This is a genomic window from Shewanella mesophila, from assembly GCF_019457515.1.
Classification (GTDB): domain Bacteria; phylum Pseudomonadota; class Gammaproteobacteria; order Enterobacterales; family Shewanellaceae; genus Shewanella; species Shewanella mesophila.
The window spans coordinates 2,063,687-2,082,883 of sequence record NZ_CP080421.1; the positions used below are offsets into that span (position 1 = coordinate 2,063,687).

Annotated in this window: 16 protein-coding genes and 4 tRNA genes; 10 read left to right on the top strand and 10 right to left on the bottom strand. The window is 43.6% G+C overall.

Going from position 1 to position 19,197, the window contains the following annotated elements; all coding sequences use genetic code 11:
- Positions 1-90: 90 nt before the first annotated feature.
- Both K0I73_RS09005 and K0I73_RS09010 read left to right on the top strand, forming a co-directional pair.
- The gene (locus tag K0I73_RS09005) at positions 91-1,719 is read left to right on the top strand and encodes a phosphoethanolamine transferase (protein ID WP_220064120.1); all 1,629 of its coding nucleotides are present in this window, start codon (positions 91-93) and stop codon (positions 1,717-1,719) included.
- A 152-nt stretch (positions 1,720-1,871) separates the two neighbouring features.
- Positions 1,872-2,900 carry a GGDEF domain-containing protein gene (locus tag K0I73_RS09010; RefSeq protein ID WP_220064121.1) on the top strand — a complete coding sequence of 343 codons (1,029 nt, stop codon included), beginning with the start codon at positions 1,872-1,874 and terminating at the stop codon, positions 2,898-2,900.
- A gap of 22 nt (positions 2,901-2,922) precedes the next feature.
- Here the strand turns inward: K0I73_RS09010 and K0I73_RS09015 are convergent, their stop codons facing one another.
- Positions 2,923-5,625, bottom strand: a complete 2,703-nt coding sequence (locus tag K0I73_RS09015; RefSeq protein ID WP_220064122.1) for a bifunctional acetate--CoA ligase family protein/GNAT family N-acetyltransferase — start codon at positions 5,623-5,625, stop codon at positions 2,923-2,925.
- 326 nt (positions 5,626-5,951) lie between these two features.
- Between K0I73_RS09015 and K0I73_RS09020 the strand changes: the two genes are divergently transcribed.
- Positions 5,952-6,344 carry a DUF3718 domain-containing protein gene (locus tag K0I73_RS09020; protein WP_220064123.1) on the top strand — a complete coding sequence of 131 codons (393 nt, stop codon included), beginning with the start codon at positions 5,952-5,954 and terminating at the stop codon, positions 6,342-6,344.
- Positions 6,345-6,629: 285 nt separating this feature from the next.
- Here K0I73_RS09020 and K0I73_RS09025 read toward each other — a convergent pair.
- The 5 genes from K0I73_RS09025 to K0I73_RS09045 form a co-directional block, all read right to left on the bottom strand.
- Positions 6,630-6,706: transfer RNA gene (locus K0I73_RS09025), tRNA-Met, on the bottom strand.
- Between the two features lie 47 nt (positions 6,707-6,753).
- Positions 6,754-6,830: transfer RNA gene (locus tag K0I73_RS09030), tRNA-Val, on the bottom strand.
- Between the two features lie 19 nt (positions 6,831-6,849).
- Positions 6,850-6,926: transfer RNA gene (locus K0I73_RS09035), tRNA-Met, on the bottom strand.
- A 42-nt stretch (positions 6,927-6,968) separates the two neighbouring features.
- Positions 6,969-7,045: transfer RNA gene (locus K0I73_RS09040), tRNA-Val, on the bottom strand.
- A gap of 174 nt (positions 7,046-7,219) precedes the next feature.
- Complete coding sequence (locus K0I73_RS09045; protein WP_220064124.1) at positions 7,220-8,581, bottom strand: MATE family efflux transporter; 1,362 nt, start codon at positions 8,579-8,581, stop codon at positions 7,220-7,222.
- A 29-nt stretch (positions 8,582-8,610) separates the two neighbouring features.
- Between K0I73_RS09045 and K0I73_RS09050 the strand changes: the two genes are divergently transcribed.
- A complete protein-coding gene (locus K0I73_RS09050; RefSeq protein ID WP_220064125.1) occupies positions 8,611-9,222 on the top strand; it encodes a riboflavin synthase subunit alpha in 612 nt (203 codons plus the stop codon).
- 6 nt (positions 9,223-9,228) lie between these two features.
- Here K0I73_RS09050 and K0I73_RS09055 read toward each other — a convergent pair whose 3' ends face one another.
- Both K0I73_RS09055 and K0I73_RS09060 read right to left on the bottom strand, forming a co-directional pair.
- Entirely contained in the window at positions 9,229-9,429 is a 201-nt protein-coding gene (locus K0I73_RS09055; protein ID WP_220064126.1) for a CPXCG motif-containing cysteine-rich protein, read from the bottom strand.
- Positions 9,430-9,816: 387 nt separating this feature from the next.
- On the bottom strand, positions 9,817-10,062 hold the full coding sequence (locus K0I73_RS09060) for a hypothetical protein (RefSeq protein WP_220064127.1): 246 nt from the start codon (positions 10,060-10,062) through the stop codon (positions 9,817-9,819).
- 285 nt (positions 10,063-10,347) lie between these two features.
- Between K0I73_RS09060 and thrS the strand changes: the two genes are divergently transcribed.
- From thrS to rplT, 4 genes are all read left to right on the top strand, one after another.
- On the top strand, positions 10,348-12,276 hold the full coding sequence (gene thrS, locus K0I73_RS09065) for a threonine--tRNA ligase (protein WP_220064128.1): 1,929 nt from the start codon (positions 10,348-10,350) through the stop codon (positions 12,274-12,276).
- 3 nt (positions 12,277-12,279) lie between these two features.
- Positions 12,280-12,822 (top strand): translation initiation factor IF-3, encoded by a 543-nt coding sequence (infC, locus tag K0I73_RS09070; RefSeq protein WP_258405346.1) that lies wholly within the window; start codon positions 12,280-12,282, stop codon positions 12,820-12,822.
- Positions 12,823-12,907: 85 nt separating this feature from the next.
- A complete protein-coding gene (gene rpmI, locus K0I73_RS09075; RefSeq protein ID WP_011865828.1) occupies positions 12,908-13,102 on the top strand; it encodes a 50S ribosomal protein L35 in 195 nt (64 codons plus the stop codon).
- Between the two features lie 18 nt (positions 13,103-13,120).
- Positions 13,121-13,480, top strand: a complete 360-nt coding sequence (gene rplT / locus K0I73_RS09080) for a 50S ribosomal protein L20 (protein ID WP_011865827.1) — start codon at positions 13,121-13,123, stop codon at positions 13,478-13,480.
- Positions 13,481-13,607: 127 nt separating this feature from the next.
- Here rplT and trxB read toward each other — a convergent pair whose 3' ends face one another.
- On the bottom strand, positions 13,608-14,561 hold the full coding sequence (trxB, locus tag K0I73_RS09085) for a thioredoxin-disulfide reductase (RefSeq protein WP_220064129.1): 954 nt from the start codon (positions 14,559-14,561) through the stop codon (positions 13,608-13,610).
- 131 nt (positions 14,562-14,692) lie between these two features.
- The gene (gene ald, locus K0I73_RS09090) at positions 14,693-15,808 is read right to left on the bottom strand and encodes an alanine dehydrogenase (RefSeq protein WP_220064130.1); all 1,116 of its coding nucleotides are present in this window, start codon (positions 15,806-15,808) and stop codon (positions 14,693-14,695) included.
- A gap of 179 nt (positions 15,809-15,987) precedes the next feature.
- On the opposite strand from ald, the gene lrp reads away from it, so the two are divergent.
- Both lrp and K0I73_RS09100 read left to right on the top strand, forming a co-directional pair.
- A complete protein-coding gene (gene lrp / locus K0I73_RS09095) occupies positions 15,988-16,491 on the top strand; it encodes a leucine-responsive transcriptional regulator Lrp (protein ID WP_011865823.1) in 504 nt (167 codons plus the stop codon).
- A 182-nt stretch (positions 16,492-16,673) separates the two neighbouring features.
- Entirely contained in the window at positions 16,674-19,172 is a 2,499-nt protein-coding gene (locus K0I73_RS09100) for a DNA translocase FtsK (protein ID WP_220064131.1), read from the top strand.
- Positions 19,173-19,197 lie beyond the last annotated feature (25 nt).

The window sequence follows — 19,197 nt, forward strand, 5'->3', positions numbered from 1 at the left end:
TTGGTAATATTCCCCCTTTGTTGTCAGGGGTTGCAAGTAAGGTTGATTTTACTTGTCAGTAATCTAGTATCTAACAGGAGAGAATACTCTGTGCTTTCACGCGTTAAAACATTAACGACTAACCAGTTTACGTTATTTATAGCCTTGTTCTATGTGTTTGTTTTCAATATTCCTTTGTTTGGTATTGTAAAGCAGGGGATAGAAAAACAAGCTGAAGTTAATTACCTCTTTATTGCTACAATTCCACTGTTTCTTATTTTTGCGTTAAGTATTATTTTTTCGCTGTTTAGCGTTAAATTTTTGCTAAAGCCGTTTTTTATTACGGTTACCTTAATTTCATCCAGTGTGTTTTTTGCTGCACTACAGTACGGCGTCGTATTCGACTATGGCATGATAGAGAACACGATGCAGACCAATAAAGGGGAAGCATTAACCTATCTTAACTTCTCTTCGGTACTCAATTTTGTTGCTACAGGTTTACTGCCTGCACTTTTGATTTATAAAGTAAATATTGCCTACAAACCCTTTTTTAAAGAGCTCCTTCATAAGCTTGCTTTCATCATGGCTATGGCAGTGGGTATTGCAATAATAGGTTTCTTTTTCTATCAAAACTTTGTCGCCTTTGGCCGTAATAACGATCAAATGAAACGTTATATCATCCCGACTTACGCTATAGGTTCGATGATCAAATACGTAAAAATAAATTATTTCCAAGAACCTTTGGTCTATAAGCAACAAGGGCTTGATGCTAAAAATCTAACTCTAGATACCAACGATAAGCCGAACCTAGTTGTACTTGTGGTTGGGGAGACGGCGCGGTCGATGAACTATGAATATTATGGTTATGATAAGCCAACAAACGCCCACACGAAAGGGTTTGATTTGGTCGCTTTCAATGATACTTATTCTTGTGGCACGGCTACGGCGGTTTCGCTTCCCTGTATGTTTTCTAGTATGGATCGTGACGATTACGATGCCCGTCAAGCACAGGCACAAGACACCGCTATAGATGTTCTTGACCATGCTGGTATTAAGGTCAATTGGTTAGATAATGACAGCGGTTGCAAAGGAGTATGTGATCGAGTTGAACATATCAATATTGATTTAAATAGTGATCCAGAGTTATGTGATGGGCATTACTGTTATGACCAAGTATTACTTAATCAATTGGATAAAGTACTCGAATCGCCTATCACCGAAGACACCTTATTAGTGCTACATATTATTGGGTCACACGGCCCGACCTATTATCTACGCTATCCTGATGAACATAGAAAGTTTGTGCCAGATTGTCAGCGCAGTGATATTCAGAACTGCAGCGATGAAGAGTTAATCAATACTTATGATAATACGATCTTATACTCTGATTATATTATTGCCCAAGTTATCGAACGTCTTCAGGCACAAGAGACGATTGCCGATACTGCTATGATGTACCTGTCGGACCATGGTGAGTCCCTTGGCGAAAGTGGCATGTATTTACATGGTGCGCCATATGCTATAGCGCCAAAAGAGCAAATTTCGGTCCCTATGCTGACGTGGTTATCTCCTGCGTTTGTGTCAGAAAATAAGATAGATACAACTTGTTTAAAGGCACATGCCGATAAAGGTGGATTCTCTCATGACAACCTGTTCTCGACGCTTTTGGGGTTAATGAATGTTAAGGCCAACATTTATCGTCCTGAGATGGACCTATTTTCCAGTTGCAGAGTTCAGTAACTTGCATGCAATCAACAAATAAGTAACAAAAAAGCTGTATTAAGGTGGATTTTTGTTTATTGTAGATTATGCCGTTAACGATATTTAAGTTGTAGGGTTAACGGCATATTTGCGCTAATGAATATCCATGATAAAAATAACGGCGACTATCTATGAATTTAGCCCAACGCTTAAGTGAAACCGAGCTCTCGGCTCGAATTTTGCGTCATGCTGTACCACGCATGTCTGAACTCAATATCCCCGTGACGCCTGATAATTACGCCGTATGGTATGAGTATTTTCGTGGGGTAAACCTTGACTTGAAACGAGCCATTGACGGTTTGCTATCTAACAAGGTGAGTTTTACGCCAGAGGTTAATGCGGGTTTACACAGTAACTTTATTCAGGAAAAGTCACCTGAGATCATCGAGAGCGTGCAGGTTGAAACCCAAATACTGATCAATAGTTTGATGTCTAAGTTGACCGCCGTAACAAAGGGAACTGCAAAGTTTAGCCTGAGCCTAGATGTGTTTCATCAGGACCTGTCCAAATCGCCCGATAGACAGACGTTAGATCGCTTGATTGATTCCTTGGCCGTAGAAGTGGTTGATGTAGTCAAAAGCAACAAAGAGATGGAGCAAAGCCTTAATGTAATGAGTCAAGAAGTTAGCTCGCTTAAGTCTGAGATGGAAAATCTCAGTCTAGTTGCGATGACAGATCAGTTAACTTCTCTGCATAATCGTCGAGCCTTCGACGAAGAGATCCTCAGTCATATTCAATCTTTTAGGCAGAAGCAGACTAATAGTAGCTTGCTATTGATTGATATCGATAATTTTAAAACCTTTAACGATCTTCATGGTCATCTGGTTGGCGATAAAGTCCTTGCTTATATTGCTATCGCATTGCGGCAGGGAGTTAGAGGAGAGGATTTTGTTGCCCGTTATGGCGGTGAAGAGTTTGTTGTTTTGTTGCCCGATACGGATCATTCTGGTGCCCTGGTAGTGGCGGAGCAGCTGCGTTGCAGAATCGCGGAGCGAAAGTTAACTGTAGGTAAAGATAAAAAGCTTTCTCTCGGGGCGATAACCGTTTCAATTGGTGTCGCAACCCTTTGCAGTGATGATGACAAAGAAAGCTATTTTGTTCGTGCAGACGAGGCGCTCTATCGCGCCAAGTCTTCTGGTCGAAACTGTATTAAAGGCTAGGGCACATGCCTAATGTCAGAGGTTAGCTTTGAGCTGGCTTTAACTGCATATCCATTTTGATAAGATGTTCTTCCATATCAAAGGTTACCGTGAATCCTAAACTCTTGGCTAAGCTTGCCATATTACGATTTTCAAACATGGTAAACCCCGTTAACACTTCGGTATCGTTGGCTTTGTAGTAGGTAATTAGCTTCTCGAGTAGTAATTTACCTAAGCCTATACCTTGATGATCACTTCTTACTGCCATGGCGAACTCTGCTTCGGTGTTGTCGGGATCGATTGACGCTCTAATCGCGCCAAGGGTAATATCATCGCCGTCTTGCCCCTTAGTCGTTGCGATAAACGCCATCTCTCTGGCGTAGTCAATCTGAGTTAATACGGCCATCTCTTCGTGAGTCATTTTGGATCTGACACCAAAGTATCGCTTATACCTATCTTCATCAGAGAGAGAATTATCAAACGCTAAATGCTTAGGTTCATCTTCAGGTAAAATTGGCCGCAACATGATTTCAAGACCATTTTTTAATGTGGCGTGTTGCTCCAGCTCTTTAGGATAAGGGCAGATAGCCAATCGGTTAGGATTATCGGCAGCCGATTTTTGCAGTTGAATATTGACATCTAGCAGGGTGATCTGTTCTCCAGCGCAAAGTACGGGATTCAGATCTAGCGCAGCGATTTCCGGGCAGTCGATAATAAGGTGAGAGATCTGAGTTAACATGACGCAAAGCGCGTTCATGTTTAGCCCCAGGGGTAGATGTCTATCTTTTAACTTATGGGTTTTGAGCGCTTGAATCACCATATATCGCGCCAGAGTCATGTTGAGCGGCGGCAGAGCGACCGACGCGTCGGTCGCTGGTTGCCATTCTGAGCCACCTTCTCCAAGCAAGATAGCGGGGCCAAACACAGGATCGTTAATCACGGCTACACGGATCTCTTGAGCGCCAGCCGTTAACGCCATTTTTTGCACGATAAGTCCTTCTATGGTGGCATGCTCATTTAGGCTATGTACCCGACGGACAATGGCTTCGGCGGCTTGCAGCACATCGGCACGAGTTGTGAGGTTTAGCATTACACCGTGAACATCGGACTTATGATGAATATCAGGGGATTGCACTTTTAACGCAACGGGATAACCGATACGCTCTGCAATATCCGCAGCCTGCGGCGCCGTTGTTGCAAAATGGGTTTCTATGGTGTTGAGTCCATATGCTTCTAATATTGCACTGGATTCATGGGTTTCTAATACTTTTTTATTCTTGCCAAGAGCTTCACAAAGCAGAAAGCGAGCAAGCTGTGCATCGGTAGGGATGTTGTCGGGGATTGATTGCGGCACTTCCTGCAACAATTTTTGATTTCGACGATATTCAACCATGTGCATAAAGGCCCCTACGGCACCTTCTGGCGTTCTATAGGTAGGCACTCCAGCCTGATTAAAATGTTTACGGGATAGATAAGCGGAATCTTCGCCGCTCCAATTGGTTAATATATTAACGCGATTGCGACGCGGATGATTTGCAATAACGTTAGTTATACTCTTTGCTATTTCGACGCTGTCCCCAAGGGCGGAAGGGGAGTGAAGTACTAAAATAGCATCGGCAACATCGGCGTCCATTAAAATCTTAAGACATTGCTGATAACGTTTTGCATCTGAATCACCACCAAGATCAATGGGATTTTGTCCAGACCATGTACTGGGTAAAACCTTATCCAGTGCCTGTAAGGTGTCTTCATCCAGTATGGCGGCTTTACCACCACGTAACATCAGTTGATCCAGTGCCAATACCGCAGGGCCACCTCCATTAGTCAGTATCGCTAGGCGCTCACCGAGGAGCGGGGTTGAGTGTGCTAAGGTTTCAACCGCGGCAAAAAGTTCAACTAGATCGTTAACTCTCAGCATACCGGCACGTCTAAATGCGGCCTCATAGACAGCGTCATTTCCGCCTATGCCACCTGTGTGCAATTTTGCCGCGGTGGTGCCCTCAAGGCTTCTGCCTGATTTAATTACCAATATAGGTTTATTACGCGAAGCGGCTCTTGCCGCCGATAAGAAATGACGTTTTTCATTGATGGAATCAACGTATAGCAATATGGCATTAGTTCTTGAATCACGCCCCAAGAAATCAAGTAGTTCGTCAAAATCGATATCGGTCGCATCGCCTAGGGAAATAAATGATGAAAACCCAATTCCTTTGTTATTTGCCCAGTCTAATACGGTGGTACAGATAGCGGCAGATTGTGATACAAATGCAATCTTACCTGGCAGCGCCGTTATATGTGCCAGACTGGCATTGAGGCCGAGATTTGGCAGCATCATGCCGAGACTATTCGGACCTAAAATCCGCATTCCATATCTTTTGGCATATTGGCGAGTGAGCTCAAGCAGATTGTTGCTTTCATTATCAGCTTGCATCGACATTCCAGAGGCATTGATGATCGCCACTTTACAACCAAATTGTGCCAGACGTTCGACAATTGCCGGCACTTTGGATGCTGCAGTACATATGATGGCGAGATCGGGCTTTAATGGTAACGCTTCGATATTAGGGTAGGCCAACACACCGAGCACGGCTTCATATTTCGGAGTCACCGGCATTATCGGACCCGAAAATCCGCCCGACAATAGGTTTCGCATCACCACATTCCCCGCGCGATTCTTACCGTTCGAGGCTCCAATAATAGCGACCGATTTGGGTTGAAATAAAGAGTGTAACGTGCGTTGACTCATGCTTAGCTCCGAAGGCGATTGCTTTGATTGCAGTGTAACGCAGTTTATAAATTTTTCTCTAGGATTTTAGTAGGATGACACTTATATATTGGGCCAAATGCATTGAGAGAGATGCATTAAATTGACCGTGTATATTCTCAATATTGGCATTGCATAGACACATCTGGTTACTCACAGACACATAAAGATACTCTAATGGATGACTGGTACATCTACTCATACTTTGCTTACAGTTATTTAGTCGACATTGCCTATGATCATAGAGACTGGAATATAGGATTAGACCAATTTAGCCGTAATAGGTTATAGGGTCCTAAGGAATAGAGATGAAAACATTATTAGCATTTACAGCTGGGACGTTACTGATGTTGTCGCCAAGTTTGGCTGCAGTAACCTACCAATTTGTGGCAGTCGATAAAAGCGTAGAGACACAAATTTGCGTCGCTGCGGGTAATGATGAACGCGCCTTACTCCGCAGTAAAATCGGAAATTATAGCCATAATGTCAGATTGTCGACAAATCTAATCAATTGTAATGGCATGAGCATCACCCAGTTTTCATATAAGTATGGAGCGCTCCAATCATATGATTATCTTAATCGCTTTACCGCATTGAAAAATCGTGTTCAGCACAAGCCAAGTGTAACCATTAAAGAGCTCTCTTTACGAGATACTGGTGGGTTAGCCGATGTGGTGACCATTCGTGTATCTGCGAAATAGTTTACGCAGCATCAGGACGACTGAAATGATTTTATTGCGGTGCAATCGGTTGTAGAAGTGGAGCGGCGCTTAGCTGCTAAGGGGCTCTCGCAGTTGAGCGTTCAGTAATTTATCATGCACAACCTTGTGGTTAGCCCTGTAAATTTTGCGAGAGTTTACTCTGATTAGTATTACTGATTGATGTGTAGCGTAGAATATCTCGGAGGGGTATGGTATAAATCTCAGGTACAAAAAAACCAGCTTTCGCTGGCTTACGACTTAAAACATACATCCTAAACTAGAAATTGGTTGCGGGAGCCGGATTTGAACCGACGACCTTCGGGTTATGAGCCCGACGAGCTACCATACTGCTCCATCCCGCGTCCGTATTTAAGTCTCTATAGCTGTTTTACTTCGACTATAAAAGAAGTGGTACAACCGAGTGGATTCGAACCACCGACCCCTACCATGTCAAGGTAGTGCTCTAACCAACTGAGCTACGGTTGTATATCTGGTTATTCAAAATTGGTTGCGGGAGCCGGATTTGAACCGACGACCTTCGGGTTATGAGCCCGACGAGCTACCATACTGCTCCATCCCGCGTCCGTATTTGAACTTAGCTGTTTTAATTCTACTATTAAGAATTGGTACAACCGAGTGGATTCGAACCACCGACCCCTACCATGTCAAGGTAGTGCTCTAACCAACTGAGCTACGGTTGTACAACTTGTTGTTTGGCTGTTGCCATCGAACGAGCGCTATATTAAGGGGGATCTTACTGTTGTTGCAAGTAAAAAAGTTAACTTTTTATTTAAGCGGTGATTTGCTGTGCAACTTGTTGTTTTATCCTCCAAGATGGTGGATTAACTGCCACCATCTTGAGATTACCTGAGTTACTACTCGAATTGGCGAATGGCAGAACTATGGGTCTGGATGTATTTAAGACGTAATGCAAATAACATCGCAGCCGACGTTAGGCCTGCAATTAGCCCAATCCAAAAACCATGAGCGCCCATCGCAGGTACAATAAGGTTCGTTTGTGCCAGTAAGTAGCCCAGCACCATGCCAATAGCCCAATAGGACACTAGCGTAATATAAAACGCACTGCGAGTGTCTTTATATCCCCTTAAGGCACCTGCTGCGACAACTTGCACTGAATCAGACAATTGATATAACGCAGCTAAGAACATTAAACTTCCCGCAAGGGTGACCACTTCAGGGTTATTGTTATAAAGCAGCGCTATCTGAGTTCTGAAGGCTACTGTGATTATTGCGGTCATCATCGCTAGGGAAAACGCTATGGTTAACCCGACTTTAGTGACAAGTTTGGCGATAAGCTCTTTTTCCTGACCTAAGTAGTAACCAACTCGTATCGATACTGCGATACCGATAGAGAGGGGGAGCATAAATACGATCGATGAAAAGTTAAGGGCTATTTGATGGCCTGCAACTACGTTTGCCCCCATCGGAGCAAGCAGCAACGCAATAATAGCAAACAGACTGACCTCGAAGAACAGTGCCATGGCAATAGGCATTCCGTGCTTGGTCATTGTCCAGATGGTCGACCAATGGGGACGGTGAAATGCGCTGAAAGGCGCGAGTTGTTTAAAGCGAGAATGCAACTGCATATAGATAGTCATGGCAATCAGCATAGCCCAGAATACCAATGCAGTAGCTATACCACAACCAGCGCCACCCATAGCTGGAACGCCCAAATGGCCATAAATAAAGATATAGTTGGCGGGAATATTAACCGCCAGCCCCACAAAACCAATGATCATGGTTGGCAGGGTGTAAGAGATCCCTTCGCTGCATCCACGTAATACTTGATAAAGCACAAAAGCGGGAACGCCCCAAGCGAAGCCATACAGATACTCAACACTCAGTGCGGCTAAATTAGGCTCAAGCGCCATCATTTTGAAGATCTCGGGCGCAAAAAACAGAAAGGAGATCACTATTACACTGCCAATTATGGCAATATAACCAGCTTGAAATGCGATAGGTTGTATCGCCTTTTGATCATCTGCGCCATGATGATGGGCGAAAACGGGTGTGAAGGCCATTAGCAATCCTTGCACAAATAGCAAAGCGGGTAGCCATAAGCTTCCACCTATGGCGACGGCAGCCATATCGACGGCACTGACTCTGCCAGCCATCACGGTATCGATAAAGCCCATCATGGTTTGAGTTACTTGGGCAATGAGTACGGGCAATGCTAGTTGGACGAGCTTTTTGGCTTGAAAGCCGAATTGATTCATGAAGAAAGCCTTAATACAGCGAGTAAAATATGTTTACAGGTATTGTTCAAGCCACATGTAATGTTGTGGCAATTACTAAAAATGTTGGCCTTAACACGATTGAAATTGCCTTACCGCCACATCTAAAAGACGGATTAGTTACTGGAGCGAGTGTCGCAAATAATGGAGTTTGCTTAACCGTAACTAAGATTGCCGATGATAGGGTGTTTTTCGACGTAATGGAAGAGACCTTAAGCGTGACTAATCTCGGTCAGATAAAGGTCGGATCGTCAATAAATATTGAACGCTCGTTGACGTTTGGTAGTGAAATTGGCGGTCATATTCTTTCCGGCCATATTCATGCCCAAGCTACAGTCGCCAGTGTTAGTGATACCGACTCCCATTTCGACCTAAGTTTAACGGTCGAACCTAAGTGGATGAGCTACATCTTATACAAAGGCTTTGTTGGGGTTAATGGCTGTAGCCTAACCGTAGGTGAAGTAAGTGATATCGGCTTTAAGCTGCATTTGATTCCGGAAACCCTGTCGCTGACAAACTTGAGTGAATGTAAAATCGGAGACACATTAAATATTGAAATTGACAGTCAAACCCAAGCAATAGTCGATACCGTTGAGCGAGTGTTGGCGAAACGTTTTGCGTGATCGCTGTTAGTAAACCTGTTCATCGTCAGCATCAATATAGAGCTCGATCTTTTGATGCTGTGGGTCGATATGGGTGCGCATATGGATAGGGTTGCAACATATTCTACAGTCATCGTAATAATCTTGATCGCCACAAGAAACGTCGATATTAATGTGCTGATGATGCCCGCAGTGAGGGCAGTGGATCACCTTGTCAATAATGTTCATCCGTCGGCTCCTTGGTATGGTGTTCTACTCGTGACCTCATTATTTTGCTGCTATTTGTTTATGGGATAGCACCTACATATAAACTAGCTGATGGCACGAGTCATATCATCAATCGGGCTATAAGGTTCAAAGGGAGCAACTTGAGCTCTATTTGCTTTCCTTGACCAAGATATCATCTTAATAAAATGTTTATTTATTTGATACCGCGGCCAACTTTGAGCGATAAGCAATCGTTGCCATCTCTAATGCTGCCTTTGATATAGAGTATAGTCTATGTCGATATAGTGACCTGTTTAGATGCATAGCCGTTAGCTAGCACTAGCGTCAATTAATTTTTTATGTCAGCTGTTTCTCGGTAATAAATATTGCTCTGTAAGCGGGGGGAGACTATTTATTGACCCACATATTATTGTCACCAATTTCATCATTTAGATTTTGATGCAGCTTAAGTATCTCTTGAATCAACTGCTGTTCAATTTCAGACTCTAAACCCTGTTGATCAAATGTCTGAGGTATTAAGGCTGCCTGCAATGTTGAAGGTGCGGGAGTTTCCACTTGCTGAAATTCCCTTGTTACGTCAATTAATGAAGATTCAAAGGATAGGGTCGCCGTAAGCAGTATGAGATTTAACATGTTTTTACCTCCTTGACTTGAGTGCCGCCAGCTTAAAATGAATTGATGACTTATCGATGACACCTAAATTGAAAAATGATGACAAAGTGGATTATTAATAAGTGTGTAATTCTGTCGTGTTGAGCCCTTATCCCTTGCGATTTGGTGCCTAGGCACCTAGAATGGCAGCCTGCATTGAGGAATACCAAAACTTCAGTAATGTTTTGCTCTTCATATGCTTATTTTTCTTTTTACTAGATAACCAAGTGGCCCTACGTGGGGGTCACCACTGGATAAGGAATATTCATGCCTGTAATTACACTTCCTGATGGCAGTAAACGTGAGTTTGCTGAGTCTGTTTCAACTCTCGATGTCGCTGCTGATATTGGTCCTGGTCTTGCTAAAGCTTGTATCGCGGGTCGAGTTAACGGCGAGCTAAAAGATGCTTGCGATCTTATTGAAACCGATGCAGAGCTATCAATTATCACAGCCAAGGATGACGAGGGCGTTGAGATATTGCGTCACTCATGTGCCCATTTATTAGGTCATGCGATTAAGCAGATGTGGCCAGAAACGAAAATGGCGATTGGCCCGGTGATCGATAATGGCTTCTATTATGATATCGACCTCGACCATAAATTGACCGAAGAAGATATCGCTGAACTTGAAAAGCGCATGCTGGCATTGGCTAAAACCGATTATGCAGTAGTTAAAAAGGTCGTTAGCTGGCAAGAAGCCCGTGATACATTCGAGTCTCGTGGCGAAGTGTACAAAATGGCGATTCTGGACGAAAACATCAGTAAAGATGATTCTCCAGCACTTTATCACCATGAAGAATATATCGATATGTGCCGTGGACCTCATGTACCTAACATGAAGTTTTGTCATCATTTTAAGTTAATGAGTGTCGCAGGTGCATATTGGCGTGGTAATTCAGACAATAAGATGCTGCAACGTGTCTATGGTACTGCTTGGGCTGATAAGAAAGCACTGAAAACACATTTAACACGCCTAGAAGAAGCCGCTAAACGTGACCATCGTAAAATTGGTAAGCAACTTGATCTATACCATATGCAAGAGGAAGCGCCTGGAATGGTGTTTTGGCATAACGATGGCTGGAGCCTTTTCTTAGAACTTGAGAAGTTTATTCGTCAAAAGCTTGGTCAATACACTTATCAAGAGGTTAAAGGTCCATTGATGATGGATCGTGTGTTGTGGGAGCGTAGTGGTCACTGGGATAAGTATTCAGAAGCCATGTTCACGACGCATTCGGAAAACCGCGAATATGCTGTTAAGCCGATGAACTGTCCTGGTCATGTACAAATTTTTAATCAGGGTCTTAAATCTTATCGCGATCTTCCATTGCGCATGGCGGAATTTGGTTGTTGTCATCGTAACGAGCCTTCAGGTTCACTGCACGGTTTGATGCGAGTCCGCGGCTTTACCCAAGATGATGCGCACGTTTTCTGTACAGAAGAGCAGGTCCAACAGGAAGTTAGTGGCTGCATCAAGATGGTTTACGATACTTATGAAACTTTCGGCTTCAAAGATATCGTGGTTAAGCTCTCAACTCGTCCAGAGAAACGTATTGGCGATGATGAGATGTGGGATCGTGCTGAACAAGCATTGATGGATGCATTAAAGTCAAATGAGATCGAATATGAGATCTTACCAGGCGAAGGGGCGTTCTACGGACCTAAAATTGAATTTACGCTTCATGATTGTTTAGACAGAGCATGGCAATGTGGAACTGTTCAATTGGACTACGCATTACCTGGTCGTCTTGGCGCAACATATGTCGCTGAAGATAATAGCCGTCAAACACCGGTAATGATCCACCGTGCAATTTTGGGGTCGCTTGAACGATTCCTTGGTATTTTGATTGAAGAGTATGCAGGTAAATTCCCGACATGGTTGGCACCTGTGCAAGCGGTAGTGATGAATATTACCGACAAACAGTCAGAATATGTTGACGAAGTGGTCAATTTGTTTAAAGATCTTGGAATTCGTGCCTCTAAAGACTTGAGGAATGAGAAGATAGGCTTTAAAATACGCGAACACACCCTAAGGCGTGTTCCCTATTTGTTGGTCGTTGGTGATCAAGAAATGGAAAATAGGGAAGTAGCGGTGCGAACCAGAGATGGTGTTGACCTTGGCAAAATGCGAATCGAAGATTTCGCCGCTAAAGTTAAAGAACAGATTTCGCTCCGTAGTCTAAATATGTTGGAGGAATAGGTCATAAAGATCAAAAAAACAGATGCGCGCAAAGCAGCGGCAAACAGAATTAACGAACTCATTGTAGGTGTATCAGAAGTACGTTTGAGTGGGTTAGATGGTGAAGTAATTGGTATTGTTAGCCTCAGCGAAGCGCAAGAAATCGCTGACGAGGCTGGTGTTGATCTCGTAGAGATCAGCCCAAATGCCGAGCCTCCTGTATGTCGCATCATGGACTACGGAAAGTTTCTTTTTGATAAAGCAAAATCTCAAAAAGAACAAAAGAAGAAGCAGAAAATCGTACAGGTGAAGGAAATTAAATTCCGTCCCGGTACTGATGAAAACGACTATCAGGTAAAACTACGCAACCTGAAGCGTTTTCTTGATGACGGCGACAAAGCGAAAGTAACGCTGCGTTTCCGTGGTCGCGAGATGGCTCACCAAAGTCTTGGTATGAATCTTTTGAATCGTATTAAAGATGATTTGGCAGAGATTGCAGTTGTGGAGGCTTTTCCAAAAATGGAAGGTCGTCAAGCTGTAATGGTTCTTGCGCCGAAAAAGAAATAGTAAGGCAACCAGAAAAGTAGCAGGGACCTGTTAGGGGCTCTGCTCGCCTTGCGTTTTATTAATGTCCCAATGCGGAGTTTTAGCAATGCCTAAAATGAAAACAGACAAGGGTGTACAAAAGCGTTTTAAGAAAACCGCTAACGGTTTTAAGCGCAAGCAAGCCCATTTACGTCATATTTTGACAAAGAAGAGCACTAAGCGTAAACGTCACTTACGTGCAAAATGTTTAGTTGCAAAGTCTGATGTGCCAGCAATCGCACGTCAACTACCATACGCTTAATTAGAGGAGTAAAGAACAATGCCTAGAGTTAAGCGTGGTGTAACCGCTCGTGCTCGTCACAAGAAAGTACTTAAACTAGCTAAAGGTTATTACGGAGCTCGCTCACGTACTTACCGTGTTGCTAAGCAAGCAGTAACTAAAGCTGGTCAATATGCTTACCGTGACCGTCGCCAGAAGAAACGTCAATTCCGTCAACTATGGATTGCACGTATCAATGCGGCTTCTCGTCAAAATGGTCTGTCTTATAGCCGTTTCATTAACGGTCTTAAGAAAGCGTCTATCGAAATCGATCGTAAGATTTTGGCTGACATCGCTGTATTCGACAAAGTTGTATTTGCAACTTTAGTTGAAAAAGCAAAAGAAGCATTAGCTAAGTAATTAGTATGTATTGCTTTAAAAGGGACCTCAGGGTCCCTTTTTTTATTTTGAGTCAATACTGATATTAGTCGCTGAATTTTAGAGACAAAAAAGCAGACTATGTCTGCTTTTTCATTATGCTCATCGGTTATTTCAATGCGTCTAAATATCTTTCGGCATCAAGCGCGGCCATACAACCCGTACCGGCTGAAGTGATCGCTTGACGATAATGTTGATCCATCACATCGCCTGCGGCAAATACGCCTTCGATACTGGTTTGAGTCGCGTTTCCGTCGAGCCCACTCTGTACCTTGATGTAACCATTATTCATGGCTAATTGGTCTTCGAACATTTGGGTATTGGGTTTATGACCAATAGCAACGAATACGCCCATAACGTCAATCTCTTTAATTGACCCATCTCTAGTGCTCTTCATCTTTAGGCCGGTAACCCCCATTTTGTCACCAACAACCTCGTCTAAAGTGTTGTCTAAGTGCAAAATAATATTACCGTTTTCAACTTTATCCATCAGACGCTTAGTGAGAATTTTTTCAGAACGGAAACTATCACGACGATGAATAAGATGGACTTCTGAAGCGATGTTACTCAGATAAAGTGCTTCTTCAACGGCCGTGTTACCACCACCGATCACGGCAACTTTCTGGTTGCGATAGAAAAAACCATCGCAGGTAGCACAAGCAGATACGCCTTTACCTTTAAATGTTTCTTCTGATTCCAAACCTAAATACATAGCAGAAGCGCCAGTTGAAACAATTAACGCATCGCAGGTGTACTCACCGCTATCACCCTTTAGCTGGAAAGGACGGACTTGTAGATTAACTTCATTGATATGGTCGAAAATGATTTCGGTCTCAAATTTCTCAGCATGTTTCTGCATACGTTCCATGAGTGCTGGACCAGTAAGATCATCTGCATCACCTGGCCAGTTTTCGACTTCTGTTGTGGTGGTTAATTGTCCACCTTGCTGCATACCAGTGATCATAACCGGCTTTAGGTTAGCTCTGGCAGCATAAACTGCAGCAGTGTATCCTGCAGGGCCAGAACCCAGAATTAGTAAGTTACAGTGTCTAGCTTGGCTCATCTTTTTCTCCGTGCCTTTAGCGAATTGCAGCGATTGTAGGGAATTTAGCGCTTAGGGTAAAGCCAATCTTTTAGATTGTCCTAATCGAAAAAGGGAGCCGTGTGGCTCCCTCATTTAATGCTTAAAATCGATTAGCCAAGTAAAACACTAGGATCGACAAATTCTAGGTTCAGTGCTTCGGCAACCTCTTTACAAGTGATTTTACCATGCATAACGTTGAGGCCGTTTAGCAAGTGTTGGTCTTGAAGTAGCGCCTTACGGTAGCCAAGATCGGCTAACTTGATGATATATGGCAATGTTGCGTTATTTAGCGCAAATGTTGACGTACGGGCGACCGCTCCTGGCATATTGGCAACACAGTAATGGACGACATCATCAACAATATAAGTTGGATCTTGATGGGTAGTCGCGTGAGAGGTCTCAACGCAGCCACCTTGGTCAATGGCAACGTCAACGATGGCGCTGCCTGGCTTCATGCGCTTGATGTGTTCTTTAGTTACCAGCTTAGGTGCGGCAGCACCAGGAACCAATACGCCGCCAATTACAAGATCGGCTTCAAGGACATGTTTTTCAATGGCATCTGCCGTCGAGTAGATAGCTTTGACGCGATTATCGAACTGTACGTTTAATCGACGAAGTGCGTCGATACTACGGTCAATAATAACAACATCAGCACCAAGGCCGACAGCCATCTGCGCTGCGTTCGTTCCAACCATACCACCGCCGATGATAACCACTTTAGCAGGCTCAACACCTGGTACGCCGCCGAGTAGCATGCCGCGGCCGCCTTTAGATTTCTCTAACGCCATCGCCCCAGCTTGAATTGACATACGGCCAGCGACTTCTGACATAGGTGCTAGCAGTGGTAGTCCGCCGCGATTGTCGGTAACTGTTTCATATGCAATACAAACGGCACCACTTTTAACCAGCTCTTCCGTTTGAGGTAGGTCTGGTGCGAGGTGAAGATAAGTAAATAGCAGCTGGTCTTCACGTAGCATTGCACGTTCAACCGCTTGTGGTTCCTTAACTTTTACAATCATTTCTGCTTTAGCAAAAACTTCAGCTGCAGTGTTTAAGATAGATGCGCCGACATCGACATAGTCCTGGTCATCAAACCCAATTCCTGCACCCGCATTTGTTTCTACATAAACTTCATGACCTTTAATGGTCAATTCGCGAACACTTGACGGAACCATACCAACACGATATTCGTGGTTTTTGATTTCTTTAGGTACACCAATTATCATCTTCGAGCCTCAAAATGCATAAAAACCCATTTAAAGTGGGTTGAATTGTTATTTTATTACCCCTGAACGTGATTGTTTCAGGGAAATCTAGTATAGTATCAGTTCGGTAGTTAATGCTGCTGAAGTTTTGACATACGTAGTAATAAATGTTGTTTTAGTGATAAAGCAAGGTTAAAAATATGGTTAATAATAAAAAGAGTCCTATAAAAGACTTAGATCGGATCGATCGTAACATACTTAACGAGTTGCAAATTGATGGTCGCATTTCAAATGTTGAACTATCTAAGCGTGTTGGGCTGAGTCCTACACCCTGTTTAGAGAGAGTTAAAAGACTCGAAAAGCAAGGTTACATCAATGGATATACGGCGCTAGTAAACCCCCATTATTTGGGTGCGTCTCTATTAGTGTTTGTTGAGATTACGCTAAATCGCGATACCGCCGAAGTATTTGATAAATTTAATCGGGCAGTTCAGCTACTAGATGATATTCAAGAATGTCATCTAGTTTCGGGCGATTTTGATTATTTATTGAAAACTCGTGTATCGGATATGTCTGCATACCGCCGCTTGTTAGGTGAAACTTTACTGAAGTTGCCTGCTGTTTCAGATACGCGTACTTACGTTGTGATGGAAGAAGTTAAGCAAACCAATAGAGTTGCAATTAATGTAACGTTAGAGTCATAAATCGATTTGTATCGATAAAAAAGGAGCTTTCGTAGCTCCTTTTTTTTCTCCCCGCATATAATTTCGCCAGTAATTCATCAATCTAGAGCTATTGTGCTGTATAGGCAGGGAAAACGCTGCATCTAGCAAATTATTTTGATATCTTAGCTTCACATATCATTTTCTTCATCGTGGGTTTTCGTTTGACTAAAGGAAATAGTGTAAAAACACTCAGTGGAGTGCAGCGCCTTCTTGAAGGAGGGCTCATCATCTGCTGCATGGCTGCGACATTTATCTTACTTGCGCTAAGCAGCTTTCATTCTTCCGATCCAGGTTGGAGTCAGTCTAATTTTGAAGGCGAGATAAATAACCTTACCGGCGCGGTAGGTGCTTGGTTGGCCGATGTCTTGTTTTATTTTTTTGGATACACGGCCTATATCATTCCGTTAATCGTTGCGTTAACGGGCTGGTTGCTTTTCAAGCGGATCCATAAATTACTCGAAGTGGACTACTTTTCGGTAGGCTTAAGGCTAATTGGCTTTTTGCTTATCATGTTCAGTCTAGCGGCGCTGGCAAGCATGAATGCTAATGATATTTACGAGTTCTCAGCCGGTGGAGTATCTGGAGACGTTATTGCTGGCGCCATGCTGCCTTATTTTAATCAGCTCGGGACCACCTTATTATTACTCTGTTTCGTTGGCGCAGGATTTACTCTGTTAACGGGTGTCAGTTGGCTAACGATTATCGATGCGGTTGGATTTGCCACGATTTGGTGTTTCCTACAACTTAAGACTATCCCAGAAAGGTTTTCAAGCGCGCCAGAAACAGATGATACTAAAGGGTTTATGTCAGTATTTGATCGTTTTAAGGAAAAACGCTCACAAAGAGATGTGTCCGATCAAGACGAAGACTTAATTGACGACGTTGCAGAGCAATCACCACAGGAGATTGAATCGTCATTCAGTTTACCTAAAATTCGTGTTCGACCTAAGGTCAATCAATCTGACAAGCTTGCTGATCAGTCTGAGTCATTTGAAGCCTATGATGAACCTGAACTGCAGGGTGATATTGAAACTATCGATTTTGATACTAAGCATTCAGTCGGCGCCGTTGTTGATTCAAAGCGTAAAGATGACAAGGCTAAAATTGTCGATGGCATTGTCATTTTGCCAGGTGGTGAGGCGGCGCAACCGAGTAAGCCTACAACGCCGTTACCGGACATCTCCTTGCTCGATGTCCCTGACAGAAAAGCTAACCCAATTAGTACCGAAGAGCTGGAACAAGTCGCCAGATTGGTTGAAGTTAAATTGGCAGACTTTAACATTGTGGCGAATGTTGTTGGGGTTTTTCCTGGCCCCGTAGTGACACGATTTGAATTAGAGCTAGCGCCAGGTGTCAAAGCATCAAAGATCACTAATTTGTCTAAAGATTTGGCCCGCTCTCTGCTTGCTGAAAGTGTCCGAGTGGTCGAGGTTATTCCTGGGAAAGCCTATGTAGGGCTTGAATTACCCAATAAATTCCGCGAAACCGTCTATATGCGTGACGTACTAGACAGTGACGCTTTTGCTAATAGTCAATCTCACCTTAGTATGGTATTAGGGCAAGATATCGCCGGTGAGCCTGTCGTTGTTGATCTTGGTAAAATGCCACATCTACTGGTTGCAGGTACTACGGGTTCTGGTAAATCGGTCGGCGTAAATGTGATGATCACCAGTTTGCTGTATAAATCAGGACCCGATGACGTTCGTTTTATCATGATCGATCCTAAGATGTTGGAGCTTTCTGTTTATGAAGGGATCCCGCATCTGCTATGTGAAGTTGTCACCGATATGAAAGAGGCAGCCAATGCGCTGCGTTGGTGCGTAGGGGAGATGGAACGTCGCTATAAACTAATGTCTGCATTAGGGGTGCGAAATCTTAAAGGCTATAACGCCAAGATTAAAGATGCAAAAGCACGTGGAGAGGTGATAACCGATCCGCTTTGGCGTTCACAAGACAGTATGGAACCTGAGGCCCCCGAGCTAGATAAACTGCCTTCAATAGTTGTGGTAGTCGATGAGTTTGCCGATATGATGATGATTGTTGGGAAAAAAGTAGAAGAACTGATAGCACGGATCGCTCAAAAAGCGCGTGCAGCGGGGATCCACTTAATCTTAGCAACCCAGCGTCCTTCGGTGGATGTTATCACAGGTCTTATTAAGGCAAACATACCGACTCGTATGGCATTTCAGGTGTCATCTCGTATCGATTCGCGCACCATATTAGATCAACAAGGGGCCGAAGCGCTGCTTGGTATGGGAGATATGTTATATCTGCCGCCTGGGACGAGTGTTCCAAATCGCGTGCATGGCGCATTTATCGACGATCATGAGGTTCATGCAGTGGTTGCCGATTGGCATAATCGTGGTAAGCCACAGTATATAGATGAAATTTTGCAAGGTTCAGCGGAAGGTGAGCAAGTGCTATTGCCTGGCGAAGCAGCTGAAAGCGATGAGGATACCGATGCGCTTTATGATGAAGCCGTTGCGTTTGTCACCGAAACTCGTCGAGGTTCAATTTCGAGTGTGCAGCGTAAATTCAAGATTGGTTATAACCGAGCCGCACGTATTATTGAACAGATGGAAGCGCAAGGCGTTGTCAGCTCGCAGGGGCACAACGGTAACCGTGAAGTATTAGCGCCTCCACCACCTAAAAATTATTAATTGGTAATTATTCAGCAATTTAGAA

Excerpts from the sequence above, each read along its gene's own strand:
- K0I73_RS09010 (WP_220064121.1), top strand. The coding sequence starts at position 1,872 with ATGAATTTAGCCCAACGCTTAAGTGAAACCGAGCTCTCGGCTCGAATT.
- K0I73_RS09015 (WP_220064122.1), bottom strand. The coding sequence starts at position 5,625 with ATGAGTCAACGCACGTTACACTCTTTATTTCAACCCAAATCGGTCGCT.
- K0I73_RS09020 (WP_220064123.1), top strand. The coding sequence starts at position 5,952 with ATGAAAACATTATTAGCATTTACAGCTGGGACGTTACTGATGTTGTCG.
- K0I73_RS09045 (WP_220064124.1), bottom strand. The coding sequence starts at position 8,581 with ATGAATCAATTCGGCTTTCAAGCCAAAAAGCTCGTCCAACTAGCATTG.
- K0I73_RS09050 (WP_220064125.1), top strand. The coding sequence starts at position 8,611 with ATGTTTACAGGTATTGTTCAAGCCACATGTAATGTTGTGGCAATTACT.
- K0I73_RS09055 (WP_220064126.1), bottom strand. The coding sequence starts at position 9,429 with ATGAACATTATTGACAAGGTGATCCACTGCCCTCACTGCGGGCATCAT.
- K0I73_RS09060 (WP_220064127.1), bottom strand. The coding sequence starts at position 10,062 with ATGTTAAATCTCATACTGCTTACGGCGACCCTATCCTTTGAATCTTCA.
- thrS (WP_220064128.1), top strand. The coding sequence starts at position 10,348 with ATGCCTGTAATTACACTTCCTGATGGCAGTAAACGTGAGTTTGCTGAG.
- rpmI (WP_011865828.1), top strand. The coding sequence starts at position 12,908 with ATGCCTAAAATGAAAACAGACAAGGGTGTACAAAAGCGTTTTAAGAAA.
- rplT (WP_011865827.1), top strand. The coding sequence starts at position 13,121 with ATGCCTAGAGTTAAGCGTGGTGTAACCGCTCGTGCTCGTCACAAGAAA.
- trxB (WP_220064129.1), bottom strand. The coding sequence starts at position 14,561 with ATGAGCCAAGCTAGACACTGTAACTTACTAATTCTGGGTTCTGGCCCT.
- ald (WP_220064130.1), bottom strand. The coding sequence starts at position 15,808 with ATGATAATTGGTGTACCTAAAGAAATCAAAAACCACGAATATCGTGTT.
- lrp (WP_011865823.1), top strand. The coding sequence starts at position 15,988 with ATGGTTAATAATAAAAAGAGTCCTATAAAAGACTTAGATCGGATCGAT.